Source organism: Vibrio sp. Vb0888 (assembly GCF_033338835.1).
GTDB lineage: Bacteria > Pseudomonadota > Gammaproteobacteria > Enterobacterales > Vibrionaceae > Vibrio > Vibrio alginolyticus.
Genome location: NZ_JAWOTL010000005.1, coordinates 179,599 through 202,595, shown reverse-complemented (window position 1 = coordinate 202,595; position 22,997 = coordinate 179,599). Strand labels below are relative to the sequence as shown.

Genomic DNA, 22,997 nt, shown 5'->3' with positions numbered 1-22,997 from the left:
TCGTAGATATTTTGTAAAAAATCGCTATTATCATAATACTAAGTTAAACAGAACGAAGTACCTAATTGAAGTATTCTTACGTAGCTCGCCAACCGATTCTGGATAGAGAAAAACGAACCATAGGTTACGAACTCCTCTTTCGAGACGGCCCTAAAAATACCTTCCCTGAAGTAGAACCAGAGCTGGCTACTAGTCGACTGCTATCCGATCATTTTTTGTCGACGCATTACAACACATTAGGAAACAAACTTGGCTTTGTTAACTTTCCGCATCAAAGCTTGGTGAACTTGGTCCCAACTTTGTTTCCTAAAGAATCTCTCGTCATTGAAGTCCTTGAAGACTGCGAACCGACAGAAGAACTGTTAGAAGCCATCAAGCACCTTCATGAGTGCGGGTACAAAATTGCTCTGGATGATTTTGTTCCGACGAAAGCTTGGAAGCGTTTTCTTCCATACGTTTCCATGATCAAGTTTGATATTAGACTTGTGCCGATCAAGAAAGCTGCCATTTTTATTCAGGCGTTGAGCCCATTTAAAATCGACTTTCTTGCGGAAAAGGTAGAGACCTATGAAGAGTTTGAGCAAGCTCTAGAAGCCGGTTTTAACTATTTTCAAGGGTATTTTTTTAGCAAACCTGAGATGATCCAGAAAAAACGGTTGAACCCCGCGTTTCTTACCGTCATCCAACTTTGTAAAGAGATTGCAGATAAGCCCATCGACTTCAATGAGGTTGAACGTCTGTTTTCGATTGATGTGACGCTGTCATACAAGCTGCTTACTTACGTAAATTCAGGCTATACATTAACGACTAAGATCAAATCGTTCAGACAGGCGCTTATTTATCTGGGTGAAGAGCGACTACGACGCTTTATTTCCTTAGTTGCAATTGCCTCCGTTCAAGAAGATAAACCTGACTCTCTTTACTCTTTAGCGATTCAGCGTGCACGAATGTGTGAACTGCTACTTAGTCAAATGAACACTAGGTATGACCCTGGGCAGGCTTTTTTGACAGGCATGTTTTCTTTGCTCGGATCTTTGCTCGATCAACCGCTCTCGGATGTCATTGAAGATATCCCCGTTGACGAAGATATAAAACTCGCATTAACCAGTCGAAAAGGCGTACTTGGTCACTTACTTTCGATGACGATCGCCTACGAACAAGCGGACTGGGAGTTAGCCGAGCGATATTGCACCGTTCTTAAATTAACCGAACCTCAATTAGCAGACGCTTTTAATCAATCGACGGAATGGGCTCAAGAACTGCTGTCTCAAACGCCCTAAACGGCTATAATGCCCCAAAGAATACCTGCGACCTCACTTATGTGGGGTTGTTTGTTTTTACCGCTTAATTAATCGAGATTTCATTTTATGGCTTCTTCTTGTCCTTGCGGCTCTAACCGCACCTACCAACAGTGTTGTGAAATTGCCCACAATAACCACGCTGACGTCACCACTCCGGAGCAGCTAATGCGCTCTCGTTACAGCGCGCATGTGTTAGGTCTAGTGGATTACGTGGTGAACACATACCACCCAAGCTGTAATGCAGAAGAGCAACGTGAAGGCATTGCCCAATCTATCGACAGCGATTGGTGCAAGCTTGAGGTAGTGAAAGCTGAAGCGGGTTGTAACGAGAATGAAGGTTTTGTTGAATTCAACGCTTACTTTGACGAAGACGGCAAACGCTACTGCATGACAGAGCGTTCTCGCTTTGTAAAAGAAAATGGGCTTTGGTACTACATTGACGGCACGTTTCCAGAAGAAGAGCTAGAAGAAGAACCAGAACAAGATCCTCGCCTAAACCAACCAGTGAGTAGCCTAAAAGTAGGTCGTAACGACCCGTGTATCTGTGGAAGCGGTAAGAAATTTAAGAAGTGTTGTGGGTAAGATCATCCACTCCTAGCTTATTGAGCTCGATTTAATTGGATTCTTGACTTCGCCTAGGTTCGTTGGAGTGACGTGAATATATGTACCTATTTGAAGTAAATAACTCTACTGCAAGTACCATTAGAAAATATACCGTCATTCTGAACAGCTAGGGACGAGCGTGATTCAGAATCTAATCGCCACCAGCACTGTTGCCGGTTTTTGCCCCGAATCAAGAACACTAAAGTAAAAAGCCCCTAGGCTCGAGAGCATAGGGGCTTTCACTTATCGCAAGCTTACTTATGACGCTCTTTCAGTTTATTCACTACGTCATTCATCGATAAGCCTTGGTCTTGAAGCAATACCATTAAGTGATAAATCAAATCTGCAGATTCACACACTAACTCCGCCTTATCGCCCGACGTCGCCGCAAGCGCGACTTCAACGCCTTCTTCGCCCACTTTTTGCGAAATACGCTTGGTGCCACGGGCATAAAGACTGGCAGTATAAGAGGAATCTGGGTCGGCACTCTTGCGGGCAGCCAATAGCTGCTCAAGTTGATGAAGCCACACCATTTGTGACTCCTCTTGAGGGTCCACATCCCAGCAAGTTGTGTTACCCAAGTGACACGTAGGACCAATGGGATTCACTTTCACCAGTAGCGTATCGTTGTCGCAATCGAGCTGCATGTTCACTAGTTGCAATACGTTGCCGGAGGTCTCACCTTTCGTCCAAAGACGCTGCTTGGTACGAGAGAAAAACGTCACTTGACCTGTTTCGCCCGTTTTTGCCAACGCATCTTGGTTCATATAACCCATCATCAGCACTTGGCTTGATTGGAAATCTTGTACGATAGCAGGTACCAGACCATCCACCTTTTCCCAGTTGATTCGCTCAACTAGCGAACTTACTTCGGCGGCTTTTACACTCATAGTCGTACCTCAATGCCTTGTTGTTTCAAATACTGCTTTAGTTCACCAATATTGATGACTTGTTTGTGGAATACCGATGCGGCAAGCGCGCCATCCACATTTGCTTTTTGGTATGCTTCCGCAAAGTGCTCCATAGCACCTGCCCCACCCGATGCAATCAATGGCACGTTACACACTTCACGCACCATGTTAAGTTGTTCAATATCGTAACCGTTACGTACGCCGTCTTGGTTCATCATGTTCAGTACGATTTCACCAGCGCCACGCTTTTGTACTTCTTGCACCCAATCACGTGTTTCCCATTGAGTTGCTTTGGTGCGTTCTTCATCACCAGTAAACTGGTAAACCTGATACTTGCCTGTCTCTTTGTCGTAGTATGAATCGATACCAACGACGATACATTGCACACCAAACTTATCAGCAAGGTCAGTAATCAGTTGCGGGTTAGCCAATGCAGGTGAGTTAATAGACACTTTGTCTGCACCAAACTCAAGAATGCGCGCTGCATCTTCCGCTGATTTAATACCACCAGCGACACAGAAGGGAATATCAATCACTTCAGCAACGCGAGCGACCCAACTTTTGTCAACGACACGCCCATCACTTGAAGCGGTAATATCGTAGAACACAAGCTCGTCAGCGCCTTCTTCCGCATAACGCTGCGCCAGAGGAACGATGTCGCCAATGATTTCGTGGTTGCGGAACTGGACGCCCTTCACCACTTGTCCATCACGAACATCAAGACATGGAATTATTCGCTTTGCCAGCATGCAAATGCCTCCTCTGCTGTGAATTTACCATCTAACAGCGCACGACCAACAATCACACCAGCCACACCGCTGCCTTTTAGCGCTTCGATATCTGCTAATGAGCCAATGCCACCTGAAGATTGAAACTGCACTTGTGGGTACTGTTTACATAGGTCGACATAAAGCTCTACGTTTGAGCCTTCTAGCGTACCGTCACGAGAAATGTCCGTACAAAGCACGTGCTGCAAACCTACCGTCAGGTAATCGTTGATCAGAGCTTCGATAGTCACGCCTGAATCTTCTTGCCAACCAGAAATCGCTACTTTACGTGTGCCGTCTTGATCGATGTTGATGTCTAGCGCGAGAACGATTTTCTCTGCACCGTATTTTTCCATCCAACCTTTCACAAGCTCTGGCTGTTTTACTGCTGTTGAGCCAACGACAACACGCTGAGCCCCCGCTTCTAGCAGATCAATCACGTCTTGCTCTGTGCGCACTCCGCCACCGATTTGGATGTTCGCTGGCGTGCTTGCTAGTAGCTTTGCAATTAAATCAAGTTGACGTGCTGTCGTGTCTTTCGCGCCAGTTAAATCCACCAAGTGCAGCCAGTTAGCACCAGCTTGGTGGTACAAGTTGAACTGCTCTGCTGGGTCGACTTTGTACTCAGTTACTTGGCCGTAATCACCTTGATAAAGGCGAACCACCTGTCCTTCAATTAAATCAAGAGCTGGAATAATCACACTAAATCCCTTTTATAATTCTAAGAAGTTTTGAATAAGCTTCGCGCCCGCTTTTGAAGAACGCTCAGGGTGGAATTGCACGCCGTAATAGTTACCGCTTTGTACTGCTGCTGTGAACGGGTTGCCGTATTCACATTCCGCAATCGTGTAATCCCCAACAGGCATCGCAAAGCTGTGCACGAAGTAGAAATACTCTCCTTCTTCAATATCTTTGAAAAGTGGATTACCTGCTTTTGCAGAGACCGTGTTCCACCCCATATGCGGCAACGGCAAATCGCCAGTTTGTAGTAGCTTCACTTCGCCATCACAAAGTCCAAGACACTCAACTAACTCGTCGGCTTTCTGCCCTTTCTCTTGAGACACTTTGCCCAACAGTTGCATGCCTAAACAGATACCTAGTAATGGCTTTTCTACCTGTTTTACCAAGCTGATCAGATCGCGCTCTTCTAGGTTCTTCATCGCTTCGCTGGCGGTTCCCACACCCGGTAGGAATAGCTTATCTGCGGATAATACGACTTGCGGATCTTTTGAAATCGTTACGTCATAGCCTAGGCGTTCAATGGCAAACTTCACCGAAGAAACGTTGGCACAGCCAGTATCGATAATGACAACTTTCTGTTCTGTCACTGTTTTTCTCCTTGCTAACGTTAGCCTTAAAGCACGCCTTTACTACTTGGTAGCTCTGTGCCTTCTACTTTGATTGCTTGGCGTAACGTACGACCAAACGCTTTAAATAGACTTTCAATGATGTGGTGATCATTGTTGCCCGCAGAAGAAAGGTGCAACGTACACGCTAATGTGTCAGTCAGAGAGCGGAAGAAGTGAACCACCATCTCTGTTGAAAGATCACCCACTTGCTCACGACTAAACTGCGCGTCGAACTTAAGGTAAGGACGACCTGATAGGTCTAGTGCGCATTGCGCCAAACACTCATCCATTGGCAAGCTAAAGCCAAAGCGACCAATACCACGCTTGTCACTCAGTGCTTCCTTCAACGCTTGACCTAACGCAAGAGCGGTATCTTCCACTGTGTGGTGATCATCAATGTGCAGGTCACCTTCCACTTTGCACACCATTTGGAATCCACCGTGCGTCGCGATTTGATCCAGCATGTGGTCAAAAAAGCCAAGACCTGTAGAAATGTCATTACCGCCTTGCTCGTCAAGATTAACGAATACTTTGATGTCTGTTTCTTTTGTGGTGCGGACCACTTCAGCCACGCGCGCCTTCACTGTGAGATCTTTTAGGATCTGTTTCCAGCCCATGGTTTCTGGGTTGTATTGAATACCACGAATTGCCATGTTTTCTGCAAGTTGAAGATCGGTTTGACGATCGCCAATCACAACAGAGTTTTGGAAATCTACTTTGCCACCTTGAAGATACTCTTTTACCAAGCCTAGTTTAGGCTTACGGCAAGAGCAGTTATCTTCATCAAAGTGAGGACAAATCAGTACGTCATCGAACTTCACACCTTGAGACTCAAAGATCTCCATCATCATGTTGTGCGGTGCATCAAAATCAGCTTGTGGGTAGCTGTCTGTACCCAAACCATCTTGGTTCGTGACCATCACTAGACGATATCCTGCATCCTGCAACGACAGCAGGCTTGGGATAACAAATGGTTCTAGTTTTAGCTTATCTAAACGGTCTACTTGAAAATCAATCGGCGGCTCAACAATTAAGGTGCCATCACGGTCGATAAAAAGGATTTTTTGTTGTTTGCTCACTCGAACTTCCTTATTGCTATTCTTTTGGCGCTCCCGCTATTGAGCGAGAGCGATAAATTCTGTCTCTATCTATGCGTAGTAGTTTCTGATAAATCCAAGCGTTTTTTCGCACTCGTCACGGTTACCCACACTGATACGCACACAGTTTTCAATTGGCGAGTTACGCAAAATAATGCCCGTATCCCAAGCCGCTTTGAAAAGGTCATCGCCATCTGGGAATTTCACCAATAGGTAGTTCCCCCACCCTTCAAACACTTCCAAACCCGGAATCATTGAAAGGCCAACTTGCAAGTAAGCACGGTTTGCATTCAAATCGAGAACTTGAAACTTCGCTCGTGCTAAACCAGCTTCCGAAAGCGCCTGAGTCGCAATTTCTGCCACTGGAACTGGGACTGGGTAAGGTGCGATAACTTTAAGAAGTACATTAATAAGCTCTTCGTTCGCAAGCGTAAATCCACAACGCAGACCTGCAAGCGCAAAAGCTTTCGACAGAGTACGCAGAATCGCAAGATTCGAGTATTGCGCCAGTAGGTCCACCGTTGACGCTTCTGGACAAAAATCGATGTACGCTTCATCCATCACCACAATTGCACGGTCTTTTGTCATCTCAAGCAGAGACACAATGTCTTCACGCTTAACCAAGTTACCCGTTGGGTTGTTTGGCGAACATACAAAAACCAGCTTCACGTTATCCAGATTAGCTTCGATGCCTGCAAGATCGAGTTGCCAATCTGAGGTTAGCGGCACGGTTTTGCGCTCAACACCAATGGTTTCAGCGCTGATGGCGTACATACCGTAAGTCGGTGGGCAGTAAAGAATCGCATCTTCACCCGGATCACAGAATGCACGAATTAACAACTCAATACCTTCGTCTGCGCCACGAGAAGTCAGTGTTTGTTCTGGTTTAACACCCGCATACGCTGCGTAAGCGGAAATCAGTTCTTTCGGTTGGCATTCGCTGTAACGATTAAGACGAGCAAAGTCTGTTTTGTATTCATTGTTAAATGGTGATTCATTGGCATTTATCCATACGTCACCCGTACCACCGATTCGGCGAGCCGACATATAAGGGGTAAGCTGTTGGACTTGTTTACGCGCTAGCTTTTCCATCTCATTACTCTCTTATTCTTACTTACTTGCTAATTTTTCTACGCGGATAGTAACAGCACGTTTGTGAGCGTCCAGACCTTCCGCTTCAGCCATCGTGACTACCGTTGGTGCAAGGTTCTTTAAACCATCAGCAGAAAGCTCCTGAACCGTCATTCGTTTAGAGAAATCCGCCAAACCTAAGCTTGAATAAGTACGTGTGTAACCGTAAGTAGGAAGGACGTGGTTAGTCCCCGATGCGTAATCTCCCGCAGATTCAGGCGACCAATCTCCAAGGAAGATAGAGCCTGCATTATCAAGTAGAGGTAGAAGCTCACGAGGGTTCTTAGTCTGAACAATCAAGTGCTCAGGACCGTAGTAATTGGAAATAGAAACTGACTGCGTCATCGACTCGGAAATAATGATCAAGCTTGATGCCAGAGCCTTTTCTGCGATGTCTGCACGAGATAGCTCCTTAAGCTGACGTTGAACCGCATCCGTCACTTGATCAGCAATCACAGGAGAAGGAGTCACAAGTACCACTTGAGAATCAGGACCGTGCTCTGCTTGGCTCAAAAGATCCGCAGCGATAAAGTCTGCATCTGCGGTTTCATCGGCAATCACAAGCACTTCAGACGGCCCTGCAGGCATATCAATCGCAGCACCGCGGAAATCATTACTTACCTGACGTTTTGCTTCTGTCACATAAGCGTTACCTGGACCAAAGATCTTATCAACTTTAGATACAGTCTCTGTGCCGTAAGCCATTGCAGCAACCGCTTGGCCACCGCCGACGTTGTACACTTCATCAATGCCACACAGTTTCGCGACATAAAGGATCTCATCAGCGATTGGCGGTGGAGAACAAAGAACGACTTTACGACAACCTGCAATTTTTGCAGGAACGCCGAGCATCAAAACAGTCGATGGCAAAGGCGCACTGCCACCCGGAATGTACAAACCCACTTTTTGAATTGGGCGTGTTACTTGTTCACAAAGGACACCTGGCTGGGTTTCCACCTTGATCGGTTGCGGCTTTTGCGCTTTGTGGAACTTAGAAATATTGGCGTAAGCTTGCTCTAATGCGCTCTTCATTGACTCTGACAAACGCTCTGACGCTGCCTTAATTTCCTGAGAAGAAACACGAATGGATTCAGGCTTAACACGGTCAAACTTTTCGGTCAGCTCAATAAGAGCAGAGTCACCTTCTTCTCGAACTTTAGCAATAACTTCGGCCACAGCAGTGGTGATATTGGCACCTTCTGCAATAGCAGGGCGCTCCAAAATAGAGTCTTGCTGATTCTCACTTAATGATTGCCAAACGACTGTTCTCATGATGCTTACTCCATCATTTTTTCAATTGGTAGAACGAGAATTGAACTTGCGCCCAACTCTTTCAGCTGTTCCATTGTTTCCCAGAACAGGTTTTCAGAACTCACTAAGTGAACAGCCATTTTCTGCTTATCTGCAGAAAGAGGAAGAACAGTTGGGTCTTCAGCACCTGGCAGTAGTGCTTTAATTTGATCTAACTTCTCTGCTGGGGCGTGAAGCATAATGTACTTAGATTCTTTCGCTTGCTGCACACCTTGCATGCGAGTTAACAGCTTTTCGATTAGCGCCACTTTGTCTGCGTCGAACTCACCTGTGCGTTGAATCAATGTCGCTTTTGATTTGAAGATAATTTCAGCTTCTTTAAGGCCGTTCGCTTCCAGTGTTGCACCTGTAGAAACCAAATCAGCGATAGCATCAGCGAGACCCGCGCGAGGCGCAACTTCTACAGAGCCTGTCAGCATACATGTAGAGAATGGAACGCCGGCTTCATCCATGTACGCTTTTAGAAGTTGAGGATACGTTGTAGCAATACGCTTGCCAGCTAAGTCTTGTGGACCGTTGTACTCTTCGTCCTTGTCGATTGCGATAGATAAACGACAGCCACCAAAATCAAGTCGACGAAGCTGAACAAACTCGCAGGGTTCACCTAATGCTTTGCGGTCAAGGCGAACTTCTTCTAGCTCATTTTCGCCAATAAAGCCAAGGTCAACCACGCCATCCATAATTAAACCTGGGATGTCGTCGTCACGAACCAAGAGTAAATCAATTGGCATATTTTCAGAATGGACAACTAAACGCTCGCCCATTACGTTGAACTTTACGCCGCACTGTTTTAGTAGAGCTTGACTCTCTTTGCTAAGACGACCTTTTTTCTGAATTGCGATTCTTAAACGTTGTGTTTGCATTGCTTTGTCCCTATGCAAGATTTTGATATCTAAGTATTTTTCAAACTAATAAAACTAAAAAACCCTCGGGAGATTGAAGTCTCCCGAGGGTTTAAAATCTGCTTTTACTTTGATTTTACCTCCGGGAGTTTCCTGCCTCCCGGGTATGCGTACATCGCCCGAAAGACTAGATTGGGTGATGATGGTGATGAATGTTAATTACAAAATTACGCATACTTATTTCAAGGCTCTTCTCATTTGCTTTGTTACCAACCACACTAACCAAGCTGATTACTTTTTTCAACCCTTAATTTTAAAAAAATTCGAATTGTATAATACAAATAAAAAAGGAGGCCGAAGCCTCCTACAATTTCACTTTTTAAATCAGTGAATTACGCACTCTGGCAAGACGCTATTTTAGACTTTGAAAGCCATGACAAAATAGCGCAAACGATAACGAATGTTATCGACGCTGCAATGAACGAGAACGCTATTGAAGCAGTCATACCAAGGGCAATAAAGCCGACGCATGAAACAAGCGCGACTGATAATGCATAAGGTAGCTGTGTTGATACGTGATCAATGTGGTTACAACGTGCACCCGTCGATGACAAGATAGTCGTATCTGAGATTGGTGAACAATGGTCACCGAATACCGCACCAGCTAAAACCGCACTCAGCATCGGTAGCATTAGCGCTACGTCTGTTGCGCCAGCCATGTCACCCGCGATTGGTAGCATAATGCCGAACGTACCCCATGAAGTACCTGTTGAGAACGCCATTAGGCCAGACAACAAGAATAGGATAACTGGTAGCCAGTGTGGGTTAATGTTGCCCTGCGCCATTGTCGAAAGGTAAGTACCAGTCTTCATATCACCGATAACAGAACCAATGGTCCAGGCAAATACTAAGATTAGAATCGCACCAAACATAGACTTAGCACCAATCCAAAGTGTACGTGCGATCTCAGCCATTGGTAGACCTTGCTTCACAACAGTAAACAGTGCAACTGCTAAGCCAAGCAAGCTACCGTAGATTAGTGATGTACCTACATCTGTATTTTCAAAAGCACCAAGAAGCGCAAATTCCTTACCATCAGCAGCCAATGCTTGGCCACCCGTGTAAAGCATTGAAGCGATAGTCGCGATAATCAGCGTCACGATAGGAAGTATCAAATCTGACACTTTACCCTTTTCACTTTCACGGATATCTAGCTCTTCGTTTAGGTCATGCGCTTCTTGCGAGTCATTTTCTTTGTCTTTATCAAAGCCACGACCTTGCGATGCAGAGATCTCATGCTCACGCATTTTACCAATATCAAGACCAAACCACGCAACAGCGAACACCATTAGCAGCGCAAAAACGGCGTAGAAGTTCATTGGAATAAGACGAACATATGCGCCAAGAGCCGAATACTCTGTGATCCCATGTGAGACTAAGATCCCGCCAATAATAGTAATAATGTAAGCACCCCAGCTAGAAGCAGGCATAATTACACACATTGGAGCAGCGGTTGAGTCTAGAATGTACGCAAGCTTAGCGCGAGACACATAAAAGCGATCGGTTACTGGGCGAGAGATCGCACCAACAGCAAGGCTATTAAAGTAATCATCGACAAAAATGAATACGCCTAAAAAGGCGGCAAGAAGTTTGGAGCCGCGTTTACTCTTCACTCGAGATTGTGCCCATTCAGCAAAAGCACGAGTACCGCCAGATAGCGTTAATAAAGCTGTTGTCATACCTAATAAGATTAGGAAACCAACAATGCTCATGTTCCAAGTGTTAATTCCGCCATCTTCAATAAAGACAGAAGAAACTTGAGAACTGACGTAACCTGCGGTATCGCTGATAGACCAGCTATTAAGTAGCACCGCACCTAGCACGATACCTACACCCAAGGAAACTAATACACGTCGAGTCAAAATCGCCAAAGTCAAAGCGACAATAGGTGGCAATAATGAAACAGGAGAACTAGAAAAATCTATTAAATTCATGATCTTCAAAAACCAAAGTTTGGCTAGAGATCTACTGCAGACAAGTCACGTAGCATACGATACGTGCTCATGTTGAACTTAGCGACAGGGAAGCGAACACTCCACCCAACCCTACAGTAGCGCTCCATAGTTTAATGTGAATATATACTATGGCAGTGTTGTTCCTTTCAGATACAACCCCAGCAAGTAACTTTGATGAGTTACTTACTTCGGCAATCTTCGCCTTCCACTATTATTCATTGGCATCACCCCAATAATAGCTACTCTTCGAGACCGCGCCTCTACGGCAACAACAAACAATTAACCACTAACTGTACAAATTAACAACAAATTGTCTGCAATATTGCATCAGGTGGCAGCCATTGTACTTATGATGAGAGTCAATGCAACACATCAAACTAAATTAAACAAATAAATAATGACTGAGATAATTTATAAACCTTGCCTACTTCCATAAGTTTTGTGCAACTGAAATCACATCAATCATGTTATTTATGAAACATTATTACTACCTTAGAAATATCATGGTTTATCTTATATCAATAAATTAAGGATATATGACACACCATTAAAGATGGATGCTTCATATTTTTAAGTAATAACTCAAATTTTTTTATAAAAAACCAAGCTGTCACTCTCTCTATACAATAATGATTGTTGATTTTAGTTCTCATCTAATAATGATTTATTTCGAGTGTAATAATATTAATTGCTTTAAAAAATAGTCAAATTTAAACAAAATCTTGATTTAGCATTTGCACATAAGGAAAAGATAAAGTTAAATATAAGGACTCTTTGTTTATTTATAGATTGGCATTATTTAATCGTAACGATAAAAAGTGCCCAACACATTAACCTTTTAATAGGAATCGTTATGTCAGAGCTGACTAAAACCCTTCTAAATATCCGTAGCCTTCGTGCATTTTCTCGTGAGCTGACTCTAGAACAATTGGAAGAAGCTCTAGATAAACTCACTACTGTCGTAGATGAGCGTCGTGAAGCAGAAGAAGCAGAACGCGCAGCACAAGCAGAGCAAGAAGCTAAGCTTGCAGAGATTGCTGAGAAAATCGCTCAAGACGGTATTGACGTAGAAGCACTTATTACTGCGCTATCTGGCGAAACTAAGACGAAAGGCAAAGCGAAGCGCGCACCTCGCCCTGCTAAATACAAATACACAGATTCAAACGGTAATGAGAAAACTTGGACTGGCCAAGGTCGTACACCTTCGGCGATTCAAGAGCAACTTGATGCAGGTAAATCTCTGGATGAGTTCCTAATCTAGATCCGTGCTATTTTTAAAAGGCTCCCATAGGGAGCCTTTTTTATTTAAACCATTACAAATAAAAAAGGCACGTTTCTTAATGTGCCTTTTACTTTAGTTACAGAATAGTTAATTAAATCGCTTCGTATTAACGTTCCCAGTATGCTTCTTCTAGGCTATCTTCTCGCTCAGGAAGTCCGCGCGACAATCGTGGTGAATGTTGCACGAGAACTTCGTAGCTAGCACGGTTTGCGTATTTGCAGACTTGAGAAAAAGAAGAGTAAGTTAAATACTCGTTACTGTGCTTGCTTGAATTAGGCACATTTTCTTTATGGTATTTATTTGCTGCCATATCATGAAGAACAGCAGATAACGCAGCATCACCTGCGCCATTTGTATTCTTAATTTTTTCTGGGCCACCCATATATGGCGAGATATGCGAGTACACTTTTATTGGCGTCTCGCATGAGTCTTTTTTCGCCGGACGACTGAATTCATAACGATTAAATTCAGCAATTGACCCTGGAAGTAATGGCAAAGAAGTTTCGCGCTTCGCGCTATCCTCCGTATACCCAGCCATAAATAGACCTACAGGACCCGCCGTGCACAATACTAGATCAGCCCACTCCAATGTTTTATCAGACGCAGCAAGTGGATCAGATTCCCCCGTCAGAGCTTCTGCTTCATCTTCATTCATCGCAACGACTGAAACGTTATCTCTAATGAATTCTTGCCAATATTTAGGGTCATCTTGAATAACAAACTTTGTGCCTAAAGTCAGAACAACAGGCACATCATTCTTTTTCGCGTACTCAATCGCTTTCATTGTTGCTTCCGGCATTGGGTCGCCGTCTTTGCAACGTACTAGATATGACGTCAGTACAAGTGCTGATGCATTTTTAAAGATTTTCTCTGGAATGCTATCAGGATGGAGTTGGTTCATTTGCCCTTCGCTGATAGCAAAAGTACGTTCACCGTCTTCTGTGATAAGAGCAAAACAACGGCCAATTGCACCATCTACACCTTGTAGGTAGTTCAAGTCCATGCGGCTTGATGTATTACAAAGATAACGGTAACCGTAGCTGCCAATCTTAATATCCTGGCTCATCACTCCAAGTAGTGTGGAGCGGTCATCCGCTAGCACGGAGTAGTTATGTAGCGTGTTACCAATTGTACCGCCCGCATACTCATTGGTAATCAAGTTCTCTTCTTTCAGTTGCTGGTATAACTCTTCTGCTCTTTCGTCATCGATAACCAGAGAGTGACCTTTACTCAGACCGTACTTTTCAATCACATCCGTTGTAACTTTTGCTTCAATATCAACCAAGGTTTGGTCAATACCAATGATGTGAGTGCGCGTCATCTTCTTGCTTTCTTGTGCTTGGCTCACCAGCGGGTCACGAGCATGAACAGGAAAATAGTGCTTCGATTTGCGTTGTCCAGGAAATTTCATATTGTCAGTCTGAGTAAGGGGATGAAAAGGAGAGCGGATTCTATACCGCTAATAATAAAGCAGCAATAAAAGCGATTATAGCAAACGTTTGCTGACTACTTTTTTCTTTTAGGTGGCTTATTCACCTTCCATAAAGCTGAGATCTGGTAGTTGCTCAAGGTGCTCGCTATAACGCTTTAGGTTGAACTCACCTTCATTCTTCATCACATCAAAAATCTCAATTGACATCGCACATGCCATCATCGCAACCGCATCTTCACGTGGTGTGCCAGTCATCATTAAACGCATAAGGGTTTCTTTTACTTTAAGCGGGTTGCCATCTTCGAGCTGATTTTCAACAATTTCAATCAACTCACTTTCTTGCATAAATTGGTTTTCTTCTGTCATTTGGTGTTTCCTCTTGGATTTTGGCCAACTATGCCATATATACCTCTTCTATACTTGCGAAATTACTCGTTCGAATCTTTGTTGAAGAAAAATCCAGCGAAACGAATTGTGATTTCGATCTCGGATCTGTCACCGGTCTGTGGATTCTGATAGAATCTGCATCCCGTTTATTTAAGTGGTGTTTAGTAATGTCTGATAACAGCCAAAAGAAAGTCATCGTCGGTATGTCCGGCGGCGTTGATTCATCTGTTTCCGCGTATCTTCTAAAGCAGCAAGGCTACCAAGTAGAAGGCCTTTTCATGAAGAACTGGGAAGAAGATGACAACGAAGAATATTGTACAGCGGCAGAAGATCTTGCTGACGCTCAGGCAGTATGTGACAAGCTAGGCATCCACCTACACACTATCAACTTTGCTGCCGAATACTGGGATAACGTATTTGAGTACTTCCTTGCTGAATACAAAGCTGGCCGTACTCCGAACCCTGACATTCTTTGTAACAAAGAAATCAAGTTCAAAGCATTCCTAGAATTCGCTGATGAAGTACTTGATGCTGATTACATTGCAATGGGCCACTATGTGCGTCGCTCTTTCCCAGAAAACGGTGAAAAACCACAGATGCTACGTGGTCTAGATGGCAACAAAGATCAAAGCTACTTCCTGTACACATTAAGCAACGAGCAAATCGCACGTAGCCTATTCCCTGTTGGTGACCTAGAGAAGCCAGAAGTACGACGCATTGCGGAAGAGCAAGATCTAATCACGGCGAAGAAGAAAGACTCTACGGGTATTTGTTTCATCGGTGAACGTAAGTTTACGGAATTCCTGGGTCGCTACCTTCCAGCTCAGCCTGGTAATATCGAGACTCCAGAAGGCGAAGTGATTGGTCAACACCAAGGCCTGATGTACCACACACTTGGTCAGCGTAAAGGCCTACACATTGGTGGCCGTAAAGGCGGCGGTGGTAACGAGGACCCATGGTTCGTTGGTGAGAAAGATCTAGAACGTAACGTTTTGATTGCCGTTCAAGGTAAAGACCATCCAATGTTGAAATCAGAAGGTCTACTTGCATCACAACTTCACTGGGTAGATCGTGAGCCAATTCGCGATGTTATGAAGTGCACAGTGAAAACTCGTTACCGTCAGGAAGATATTCCTTGTACAATCATCCCTATCGATGATGAAAACATTAAAGTTATCTTTGACGAGCCACAAATTGCTGTAACTCCAGGTCAATCAGCAGTGTTCTACAAAGGTGACGTGTGCCTAGGTGGCGGCATCATCGAGCAACGCATTAAATATTCTCAAGCTTAGGAGTCGTTACGTGGCGAATACACTTTATGACCGTACTATCGCTTTCGCTGGGATTTGCCAAGCTGTTGCTTTAGTTCAACAGGTAGCGAGAAACGGACATTGTGATCAAGATGCTTTTGAAACATCAATCAACGCTATTTTGAGCACGAACCCTGCTAACACAGTTGGCGTATTCGGTCGCGAAGCCGATCTAAAGCTCGGCCTAGAATGCTTGGTTAAAGGGATTGATAGCACACCATCAGGCAGTGAAATTACTCGTTACATTATTAGTTTAATGGCGTTAGAGCGTAAGTTAAGCTCTCGTAACGATGCTATGTCTCAGCTTGGTGATCGTATTCAAATGGCCAAGCGTCAGTCAGAGCACTTTGAGCTACTAGACGATCAAATGATCAGCAATTTAGCGAGCATCTATCTGGATGTCGTTAGCCCTATTGGCCCTCGCATTCAAGTAACGGGCACGCCATCTGTACTGCAGCAGACAGCAAGCCAACACAAAGTTCGTGCGCTGTTGTTATCTGGCATTCGTAGTGCAGTTCTTTGGCGTCAAGTTGGTGGTAAGCGTCGCCACCTAATCTTCGGGCGCAAGAAGATGGTAGAGCAAGCACAAATCCTTCTTGCTCGTCTGTAGTAAAATATCAAATAAGCAGCTCGCGTTTATCGCGAGCTCATTTTTTTCGACTAAAACAAATCTCGCGCAAACGTTTGCGCAATATTCGTGACAATTGCCACAGTTATTGGTATAAAGCTCACGAAATTTAGAAACCCAATTCAGGAGAACATCATGGAACTGTCAGCATTGACTGCTGTTTCACCAGTAGACGGCCGTTACGGAAGCAAGACAATTGCGTTACGCGAAATTTTCAGTGAATACGGTCTACTAAAGTACCGTACTATCGTTGAAATCCGCTGGCTACAAAAGCTTGCTGCTACTGCTGAAATTTCAGAAGTGCCAGCGTTTAGCGCAGAAGCAAACCAATTCCTAGACGACCTTGCTGCAAACTTCTCTGAAGAAGATGCACGCCGTATCAAAGAGATCGAGCGTACAACTAACCACGACGTAAAAGCGGTTGAGTACTTCCTAAAAGAGAAAGTAGCAGACGTTCCTGAACTGCACGCAGTAAACGAGTTCTTCCACTTCGCATGTACTTCTGAAGACATCAACAACACATCACACGCTCTAATGCTTAAAGAAGCGCGTGAGAACGTGATTCTTCCAGAAATCCGTAACCTAATCGACGCTATCAAAGCACTAGCAGTGGAATACCGCGACATTCCTCTTCTATCTCGTACACACGGTCAGCCTGCTTCTCCATCTACTATGGGTAAAGAAATGGCAAACGTGGCGTACCGTATGGAGCGTCAATTCAAGCAAATCGAAAACGTTGAGATCCTAGCGAAAATCAACGGTGCAGTAGGTAACTACAATGCACACCTTTCTGCTTACCCAGAGCTAGATTGGCACAAGTTCTCTGAAGAGTTCATCACAGAGTCTCTAGGCGTAACTTGGAACCCTTACACAACTCAAATCGAACCGCACGATTACATCGCTGAGCTGTTCGACGCTATCGCTCGTTTCAACACTATCCTGATTGACTTCGACCGTGACGTTTGGGGTTACATTGCACTAGGCCACTTCAAGCAAAAAACTATTGCAGGTGAGATCGGTTCTTCAACAATGCCTCACAAAGTTAACCCAATCGACTTTGAAAACTCAGAAGGTAACCTAGGTCTTGCGAACGCTGTATTCGGCCACCTAGCACAGAAACTGCCTATCTCTCGTTGGCAACGTGACCTAACTGACTCAACGGTTCTACGTAACCTTGGTGTTGGTGTTGGCTACGCTATCATCGCTTACACTTCTACGCTTAAAGGCATCAGCAAGCTAGAAGTAAACCGTGAAGCGCTTCTTGCTGAACTAGACAAGAACTGGGAAGTACTAGCTGAGCCAGTACAAACAGTTATGCGTCGTTACGGCATCGAGAAGCCATACGAGAAGCTGAAAGAGCTAACTCGTGGTAAGCGTGTAGACGGCGAAGCAATGCGTAACTTCATCGACGGTCTTGAGCTTCCTGAGCACGAGAAAGCACGTCTGAAAGAGATGACGCCAGCGAACTATATCGGTCAAGCAATCGAGCTGACAGATAAGCTGTAATCCTCCTGTAACGACCAGATACCTAAAAGGTTGACGCGAAAGCGTCAACCTTTTTTAGTTAGGAGAGTTAGGTCGGGAGAAAATAATTTTAGTTATATGGCATGGATTATTAATGAAGGTCAGCCCCATTTGTTATGGCTGCTTTTGGAAGAACAAGGTTATTGTTCCTACTTCCACACCAAACTTTTTTATTTTCGTTAGATTGAAAACGTGTCTGTCATCCTGACGATAAAGCCAATCATCAAAAGCAACCGTCACTGATGAATCCTCCATTTGTAGCTCAAAGTCATATTGCCACTGTAGCGCATTGCCCTGCTCTTCCCCTGTTGCTACACCTATAATATCGTCTGCCTTACCTTCATAACTACCGTCTTCTAATCTAGTGATAACCCAAATTCGCTGGTCCACCTCTCCGTCATCAAACACGAAGTCTTCCACCAGCGTCAGCGTATCACCTTCTACAGTACCCACTATATCGACTTCAAAGCGACGGGTTTGCTGTTCGGTATAATCTTGCACCATCCCCCACGCCTTTATGTCGCCTTCGAAATAACCGAATACGTCAAAAGTCGGTTTAGAAGAGCGGTAATTATCAATGTCTGCGGAACATGCCGAAAGAAAAACAGCTGCCACTAAAGTCGCTGATTTAAAAATTCGTTTAAGCACTATCTAACCTGCCCTATCAATTGTTTTCGGAGTTTCGGGAATTCTGTGTTGGGTGATAACCATATAGCTAAAAATGCATCGTTCATTCGTTCGTCTTCAATGATGCCAACGTTCTTTACTTGCACGTCCCCAACCTGCTTATAAAACAGCTGACCAGATTTTCCATCTGTTAGATAAGTAAGCTCGTCACCTTTTTGAATATCAGGAAACATACGATCGAGCTCGCTGATCCAAGTTTTTCGATATGAGTCAGTAAAACCCAATTTCGCCCACTGCTCATCCGTCACATCAAGCAGCTGTTGCTTACTGATGTCTCTCTTGTAATTAATTTCCAACGCAAGGGGATGTGGCGATACGTCATCGCTTACGATGAACTTTCCATCAGGCGCTTTTAATCTTGAGTGATAAATATCGAAGATGAACCAAGTAAGTTGGGCTTCTCCAACAGTTTTCCACCCCTTCCAATTCGCAATGTTGCTGGCAGCTTCGCTGTTTCCAACAGGTTGAGCTTGCAGAGCAAAAGAACCAGTTACTATTACCAACGCAAGCAACCTAGTCAGTCTCTGAGTTAAAACTCTCTTCAAGCTTTTCATTTCCGTACACCTTGAGTATCAAGAGCATCATGACGCACCATTCGACAAACAACATTGCCAGTGTAGCGCCAGTGCTAAATCCAAATTCAACGGCTTGGAGCTTATAGCCAGCAAAGTAGCTCACTGTTCCTCCGAGTCCGCCTACTATTGATACGTAGGTTTTTGGGAAACGGTACAAAATTGACTTAAGTTGATAGGCATACCAAGAAAACAAAACCCACAAGCATAATAACCAGACTGGCAGCCATGGGGTTGGAAAGACAAAGACCGAGAGTTGTTGATTGAGCGTATCAAGCACGAGCCCGCTCGTGACGATCACACCAATACTTTTGAGCGAAGATGCGTCAGTTTTCAAACAATATAGTAGGGTTGCCAAAGTAAGGAATAACGTCACCCATTGCCATTGATAGGTTCCAAGCACCGCTGCAAACCAGCAGAGTTGGAACCATGTCGAAGCAAGAAATACCTTCATAACGAACTACGGGCGTTGAAACGTCATGTGAACTGCACTGATCGTGCGAGCCAAAAAGCCCCCTTCACAGTAGCTCAAATAGTAGCGCCACATACGCACAAAGCGATCGTCGTAGCCAAACGAGCGCACTTCATTCTCTGCTCGATTAAAACGAAGGTGCCATTCGTTCAGCGTCTTGGCGTAGTCCAAACCAATATCGAACAAGTCTCGCGTCACTAAGTCACTGTACTTTGTTGTTGCTTGGGTTAGTGAGGTTACCGACGGTAAAAAACCACCCGGGAAAATGTACTTTTGGATAAAGTCGACGTTGTTACTGTAGTAATCGTAACGCTGATCGGCAATCGTAATCGCTTGAATCGCCATCAAGCCACCAGACTTCAATAAAGACTCACAGACCTTAATGTACGAAGGCAGGAATTGTTTGCCCACAGCTTCAATCATTTCAATAGAAACGAGCTTGTCATAAGTGCCGGTTAGGTTTCGGTAATCTTCTTTGAGTAGAGTGATTTTGTCTTCTAAGCCACGCTCTTTGATTTTTTGCTCCGCGTACGCGTGTTGCTCTTCAGATATCGTTGTTGTGGTGACCTGACAACCGTATTGTTCAGCCATGTAAATCGCCATAGCGCCCCACCCAGTGCCAATTTCAACAACATGATCGGTAGATTTCAGCTCAAGTTGCTGACATAGACGATCCATTTTGTTGATTTGAGCCTGCTCTAGAGAGTCGTCCGCATGATTGTAAAGCGCCGACGAGTACAGCATATTGGTGTCAAGGAACGCTTCGTATAGGTTGTTACCCAAGTCGTAATGCGCATGGATATTTTTACGTGAGTTCTCTTCAGAGTTTCTGTTTGACCAATGGCTGAACTTGTACAGTATTTTAGTCAACCAACTGCCTTGCTCTTCGAGTTTATCTAGAGCACGCATGTTAAGGGCCATCAGTTTCATTAATGAGGTTAAATCGGGGCTATCCCACCACCCATCCATATAAGCCTCACCAGCAGCAATACTGCCGCCCTGCAAGATCCGTGAATAAAAGCCTGGATGTTTTACCTCTATAGTAGCGACAACAGGTTGACCACTGTACTCCCCATTTGGCGCACTAAAACGCTCGCTTCGCTCTGTCGTTTCCGTCTTAAAACTTTCAATAACTGTTAAGCAGCCGATTTCCATTTTTTGCAGACATTGAAAAATAACTCCGCGAGCCGCTTTTTGCGTTGTCGTCAATTTACGCGGCAATGTCATAGAACTAGTATTTAACATGCAGAATTCTCCTTGTGCTTTTTATTTTTTTTGTCTGTTTTTTCAGTATCGGCTTCTATTTCTTCATGCGTTGAATATTTAGGATGAGAATAAAAAGGTGCGCCTTTCACCCAAAGTTTTAATGCGTGCCAATAAATACCAACCATTACTTTTACCGTTTGTATTGGTGTAACGATCAAACACCTCAATAAGGTTTTGCTTGAAAGTGGCTTGGCTTTCATAACCATGGTGGCATCAAAGTGTTTCTCTCCTTTGTGACATTCAAGATGAATATTCAACTTGTCTGTCAAAGGTTTAATTCTCCAGCGGTAGAGTTGGTCAATCGGGTTGAATGGTGAAACATGGAATGCTTTAACTTGTTCCCAACCAAACTTTTCTTCTTCTTTATCTGCTGACACCGCGTAGTAATGTCGTTCATTCCAAGGAGTGTTACTCACCTCTGCGAGGAGATACTTCCATTCTCCTTCCGCGTTATAAACGTAGTAGAAATTAACGGGACTGAAATAAAGTCCTAGATAACGCAAGTGACAGACTGCGATTACCTTGCCGGTACAGCGAACACCTGTCAGTTCTTCAATTTTGCTGTGCACTGCCGACTTGACGCTACCTTCACCAATGTAATCACTGCGCTTGAAGCGAGCCCAATGCCACCAACGCGAACCAAAACCCCATACTTTTTTCTCTAAAGCATCGATCTCGTCTACATCAATGGCGGGCATAAATAAAGAGTAGTTCAACTCATGATTCACCGGCGTGAATCGACGGTGACGAACGTTGCCTATAAACAATCGGCTGTTCATTTGGCTATCCATATCACGCTGCGCCTTTTTCGAAAGGAACCACATTTTGTTCGCGGTACTTTTCTTCTAGTTCTTTCACAACATCAAGCGCGCTACGCACGCCATCTTCATGAAAACCGTTGTACCAATAAGCCCCGCAGAACCAGGTACTTTGTTTGCCCTGTATCTCATCTTTGCGCTGCTGCGCTGCAATAGACTCAGTGGTGAATACTGGATGATGATAAGTGAACGAACGCAAGACTTTATTTGAGTTAATTTGCTCAGTACTGTTCAACGTTACACAAAACGTGTGTTCTGATTGAATATGCTGAAGAATATTCATGTTATAAGTGAGCGAAGGGAGGCGTTGCTGTTCCTCTTCACTTCCTTCCAATAGGTAGTTCCATGATGCCCATGCTGCCTTACGTTTTGGTAGTACGGCAGAGTCGGTATGAAGAACAACTTCATTTGCTTGGTATGTCATATCCCCCAAGATTTCCTGCTCAATTGGGCTGATATCCTCTAGCATTCTCATTGCTTGATCACTGTGACAAGCAAAGATAACGTCATCAAACCAATGTGTTTCTCCGCGAACTTGAACGCCAACCCCTTTTTCGTTGCGAACCACTTTTTCGACAGGACTATTAAGACGAATATTCTCCGCAAAGCCTTTAGTCAATGGTGGAATGTATGAACGTGAACCACCTTTAATCACATACCATTGTGGTCGGTTAGTCACATCTAGCAGACCGTGGTTGAGGAAGAAACGTAAGAAGAACATAAGAGGGAATGCGCGCATGTCAGCCAAAGTCGACGACCAAATCGCAGCGCCCATCGGTAATATGTAGTTATCGGTAAAGAAAGCACTGAATTTGTGTTCGTCAAGGAACTCACCTAACGTCTGAGAGTGCGTGGACTGCTCGCTAGCGAAGCGCTTGGCAAGTTTATTGAAACGAAGTATCTCGAAGATAAATCGATAAAATTTAGGGTTTGCCCAGTTACGTTTTTGAGCAAACAATGTCGACACTGTGTGGCCGTTGTACTCTAGTCCGTTCCCATCATTTCTGACACTGAAGCTCATTTGAGTCGGCAGACCTTCAACGCCAATCTCGCTCATCATTTTAATGAAATTAGGGTACGTACGGTCGTTATAGACGATGAACCCAGTATCTATCGCGTATTCTTTACCATCAAGGCTCACATCAACGGTTGCAGTATGGCCACCGATGTAATCGTTCGCTTCAAACAGCGTTACATCATGTTCTTTATGCAAGTAATAACCACAAGTAAGGCCAGAGATTCCCGTTCCCACAATCGCTATCTTCTTTCTTCCTGCTGTTTTCATTTTTATT

23 protein-coding genes, 1 riboswitch and 1 other annotated feature are annotated in these 22,997 nt (G+C 44.4%); of the genes, 6 read left to right on the top strand and 17 right to left on the bottom strand.

Features of this window, described 5'->3' with window-relative positions:
* Positions 1-65: 65 nt before the first annotated feature.
* A complete protein-coding gene (locus tag R7P72_RS09915) occupies positions 66-1,280 on the top strand; it encodes an EAL and HDOD domain-containing protein (protein ID WP_005378158.1) in 1,215 nt (404 codons plus the stop codon).
* A gap of 87 nt (positions 1,281-1,367) precedes the next feature.
* On the top strand, positions 1,368-1,883 hold the full coding sequence (locus R7P72_RS09910; RefSeq protein ID WP_005378159.1) for a YchJ family protein: 516 nt from the start codon (positions 1,368-1,370) through the stop codon (positions 1,881-1,883).
* Positions 1,884-2,158: 275 nt separating this feature from the next.
* Here R7P72_RS09910 and hisIE read toward each other — a convergent pair whose 3' ends face one another.
* From hisIE to tet(35), 9 genes are all read right to left on the bottom strand, one after another.
* Complete coding sequence (gene hisIE, locus R7P72_RS09905; RefSeq protein WP_005378160.1) at positions 2,159-2,794, bottom strand: bifunctional phosphoribosyl-AMP cyclohydrolase/phosphoribosyl-ATP diphosphatase HisIE; 636 nt, start codon at positions 2,792-2,794, stop codon at positions 2,159-2,161.
* A complete protein-coding gene (gene hisF, locus R7P72_RS09900) occupies positions 2,791-3,564 on the bottom strand; it encodes an imidazole glycerol phosphate synthase subunit HisF (protein ID WP_004749837.1) in 774 nt (257 codons plus the stop codon). The genes hisIE and hisF overlap by 4 nt, the downstream gene beginning before the upstream one ends.
* Positions 3,546-4,283, bottom strand: coding sequence for a 1-(5-phosphoribosyl)-5-[(5-phosphoribosylamino)methylideneamino]imidazole-4-carboxamide isomerase (gene hisA / locus R7P72_RS09895; protein WP_005390889.1), 738 nt, complete (start codon positions 4,281-4,283; stop codon positions 3,546-3,548). The genes hisF and hisA overlap by 19 nt, the downstream gene beginning before the upstream one ends.
* 12 nt (positions 4,284-4,295) lie before the next feature.
* On the bottom strand, positions 4,296-4,910 hold the full coding sequence (gene hisH / locus R7P72_RS09890; RefSeq protein ID WP_017821716.1) for an imidazole glycerol phosphate synthase subunit HisH: 615 nt from the start codon (positions 4,908-4,910) through the stop codon (positions 4,296-4,298).
* Positions 4,911-4,936: 26 nt separating this feature from the next.
* On the bottom strand, positions 4,937-6,010 hold the full coding sequence (gene hisB, locus R7P72_RS09885; RefSeq protein WP_005378173.1) for a bifunctional histidinol-phosphatase/imidazoleglycerol-phosphate dehydratase HisB: 1,074 nt from the start codon (positions 6,008-6,010) through the stop codon (positions 4,937-4,939).
* 69 nt (positions 6,011-6,079) lie between these two features.
* Positions 6,080-7,120: a histidinol-phosphate transaminase gene (hisC, locus tag R7P72_RS09880; RefSeq protein WP_213907080.1), complete on the bottom strand. Its 1,041-nt coding sequence runs from the start codon at positions 7,118-7,120 to the stop codon at positions 6,080-6,082.
* Between the two features lie 18 nt (positions 7,121-7,138).
* Complete coding sequence (gene hisD, locus R7P72_RS09875) at positions 7,139-8,431, bottom strand: histidinol dehydrogenase (RefSeq protein WP_033905089.1); 1,293 nt, start codon at positions 8,429-8,431, stop codon at positions 7,139-7,141.
* A 5-nt stretch (positions 8,432-8,436) separates the two neighbouring features.
* A complete protein-coding gene (hisG, locus tag R7P72_RS09870; RefSeq protein WP_005378180.1) occupies positions 8,437-9,333 on the bottom strand; it encodes an ATP phosphoribosyltransferase in 897 nt (298 codons plus the stop codon).
* Positions 9,334-9,386: 53 nt separating this feature from the next.
* Positions 9,387-9,524 (bottom strand) — a sequence feature (His leader region).
* A 180-nt stretch (positions 9,525-9,704) separates the two neighbouring features.
* The gene (tet(35), locus tag R7P72_RS09865; protein WP_005378182.1) at positions 9,705-11,306 is read right to left on the bottom strand and encodes a tetracycline efflux Na+/H+ antiporter family transporter Tet(35); all 1,602 of its coding nucleotides are present in this window, start codon (positions 11,304-11,306) and stop codon (positions 9,705-9,707) included.
* A gap of 109 nt (positions 11,307-11,415) precedes the next feature.
* Positions 11,416-11,598: riboswitch (Lysine riboswitch) on the bottom strand.
* Positions 11,599-12,180: 582 nt separating this feature from the next.
* On the opposite strand from tet(35), the gene R7P72_RS09860 reads away from it, so the two are divergent.
* Entirely contained in the window at positions 12,181-12,588 is a 408-nt protein-coding gene (locus R7P72_RS09860; RefSeq protein WP_005378185.1) for an H-NS family nucleoid-associated regulatory protein, read from the top strand.
* 127 nt (positions 12,589-12,715) lie between these two features.
* Here R7P72_RS09860 and R7P72_RS09855 read toward each other — a convergent pair whose 3' ends face one another.
* The gene (locus R7P72_RS09855; protein ID WP_005378187.1) at positions 12,716-14,020 is read right to left on the bottom strand and encodes an inosine/guanosine kinase; all 1,305 of its coding nucleotides are present in this window, start codon (positions 14,018-14,020) and stop codon (positions 12,716-12,718) included.
* Positions 14,021-14,137: 117 nt separating this feature from the next.
* Positions 14,138-14,407 (bottom strand): hypothetical protein, encoded by a 270-nt coding sequence (locus R7P72_RS09850; protein WP_005378190.1) that lies wholly within the window; start codon positions 14,405-14,407, stop codon positions 14,138-14,140.
* Positions 14,408-14,595: 188 nt separating this feature from the next.
* Between R7P72_RS09850 and mnmA the strand changes: the two genes are divergently transcribed.
* The 3 genes from mnmA to purB all read left to right on the top strand — a co-directional run bounded on the left by mnmA (position 14,596) and on the right by purB (position 17,872).
* The gene (mnmA, locus tag R7P72_RS09845; RefSeq protein WP_005378192.1) at positions 14,596-15,720 is read left to right on the top strand and encodes a tRNA 2-thiouridine(34) synthase MnmA; all 1,125 of its coding nucleotides are present in this window, start codon (positions 14,596-14,598) and stop codon (positions 15,718-15,720) included.
* 10 nt (positions 15,721-15,730) lie between these two features.
* Positions 15,731-16,348, top strand: coding sequence for a high frequency lysogenization protein HflD (hflD, locus tag R7P72_RS09840; RefSeq protein WP_005378194.1), 618 nt, complete (start codon positions 15,731-15,733; stop codon positions 16,346-16,348).
* Positions 16,349-16,501: 153 nt separating this feature from the next.
* Positions 16,502-17,872 carry an adenylosuccinate lyase gene (purB, locus tag R7P72_RS09835; RefSeq protein WP_213907079.1) on the top strand — a complete coding sequence of 457 codons (1,371 nt, stop codon included), beginning with the start codon at positions 16,502-16,504 and terminating at the stop codon, positions 17,870-17,872.
* A 132-nt stretch (positions 17,873-18,004) separates the two neighbouring features.
* Here the strand turns inward: purB and R7P72_RS09830 are convergent, their stop codons facing one another.
* Genes R7P72_RS09830 through R7P72_RS09805 form a run of 6 tightly spaced genes read right to left on the bottom strand, consistent with a single transcriptional unit; the run spans position 18,005 to position 22,990 of the window.
* On the bottom strand, positions 18,005-18,538 hold the full coding sequence (locus tag R7P72_RS09830) for a DUF3833 domain-containing protein (RefSeq protein WP_172677720.1): 534 nt from the start codon (positions 18,536-18,538) through the stop codon (positions 18,005-18,007).
* Positions 18,538-19,131, bottom strand: coding sequence for a chalcone isomerase family protein (locus tag R7P72_RS09825; RefSeq protein WP_053349498.1), 594 nt, complete (start codon positions 19,129-19,131; stop codon positions 18,538-18,540). The genes R7P72_RS09830 and R7P72_RS09825 overlap by 1 nt, the downstream gene beginning before the upstream one ends.
* Positions 19,091-19,603, bottom strand: coding sequence for a DUF2878 domain-containing protein (locus tag R7P72_RS09820; RefSeq protein WP_025766882.1), 513 nt, complete (start codon positions 19,601-19,603; stop codon positions 19,091-19,093). Before R7P72_RS09820 ends, R7P72_RS09825 begins: the two co-directional genes overlap by 41 nt.
* A 6-nt stretch (positions 19,604-19,609) precedes the next feature.
* A complete protein-coding gene (locus tag R7P72_RS09815) occupies positions 19,610-20,866 on the bottom strand; it encodes an SAM-dependent methyltransferase (protein ID WP_025766883.1) in 1,257 nt (418 codons plus the stop codon).
* On the bottom strand, positions 20,860-21,678 hold the full coding sequence (locus tag R7P72_RS09810; protein ID WP_053349497.1) for a DUF1365 domain-containing protein: 819 nt from the start codon (positions 21,676-21,678) through the stop codon (positions 20,860-20,862). Before R7P72_RS09810 ends, R7P72_RS09815 begins: the two co-directional genes overlap by 7 nt.
* Position 21,679: 1 nt before the next feature.
* Positions 21,680-22,990 (bottom strand): NAD(P)/FAD-dependent oxidoreductase, encoded by a 1,311-nt coding sequence (locus tag R7P72_RS09805; RefSeq protein ID WP_213907078.1) that lies wholly within the window; start codon positions 22,988-22,990, stop codon positions 21,680-21,682.
* Positions 22,991-22,997: the final 7 nt, after the last annotated feature.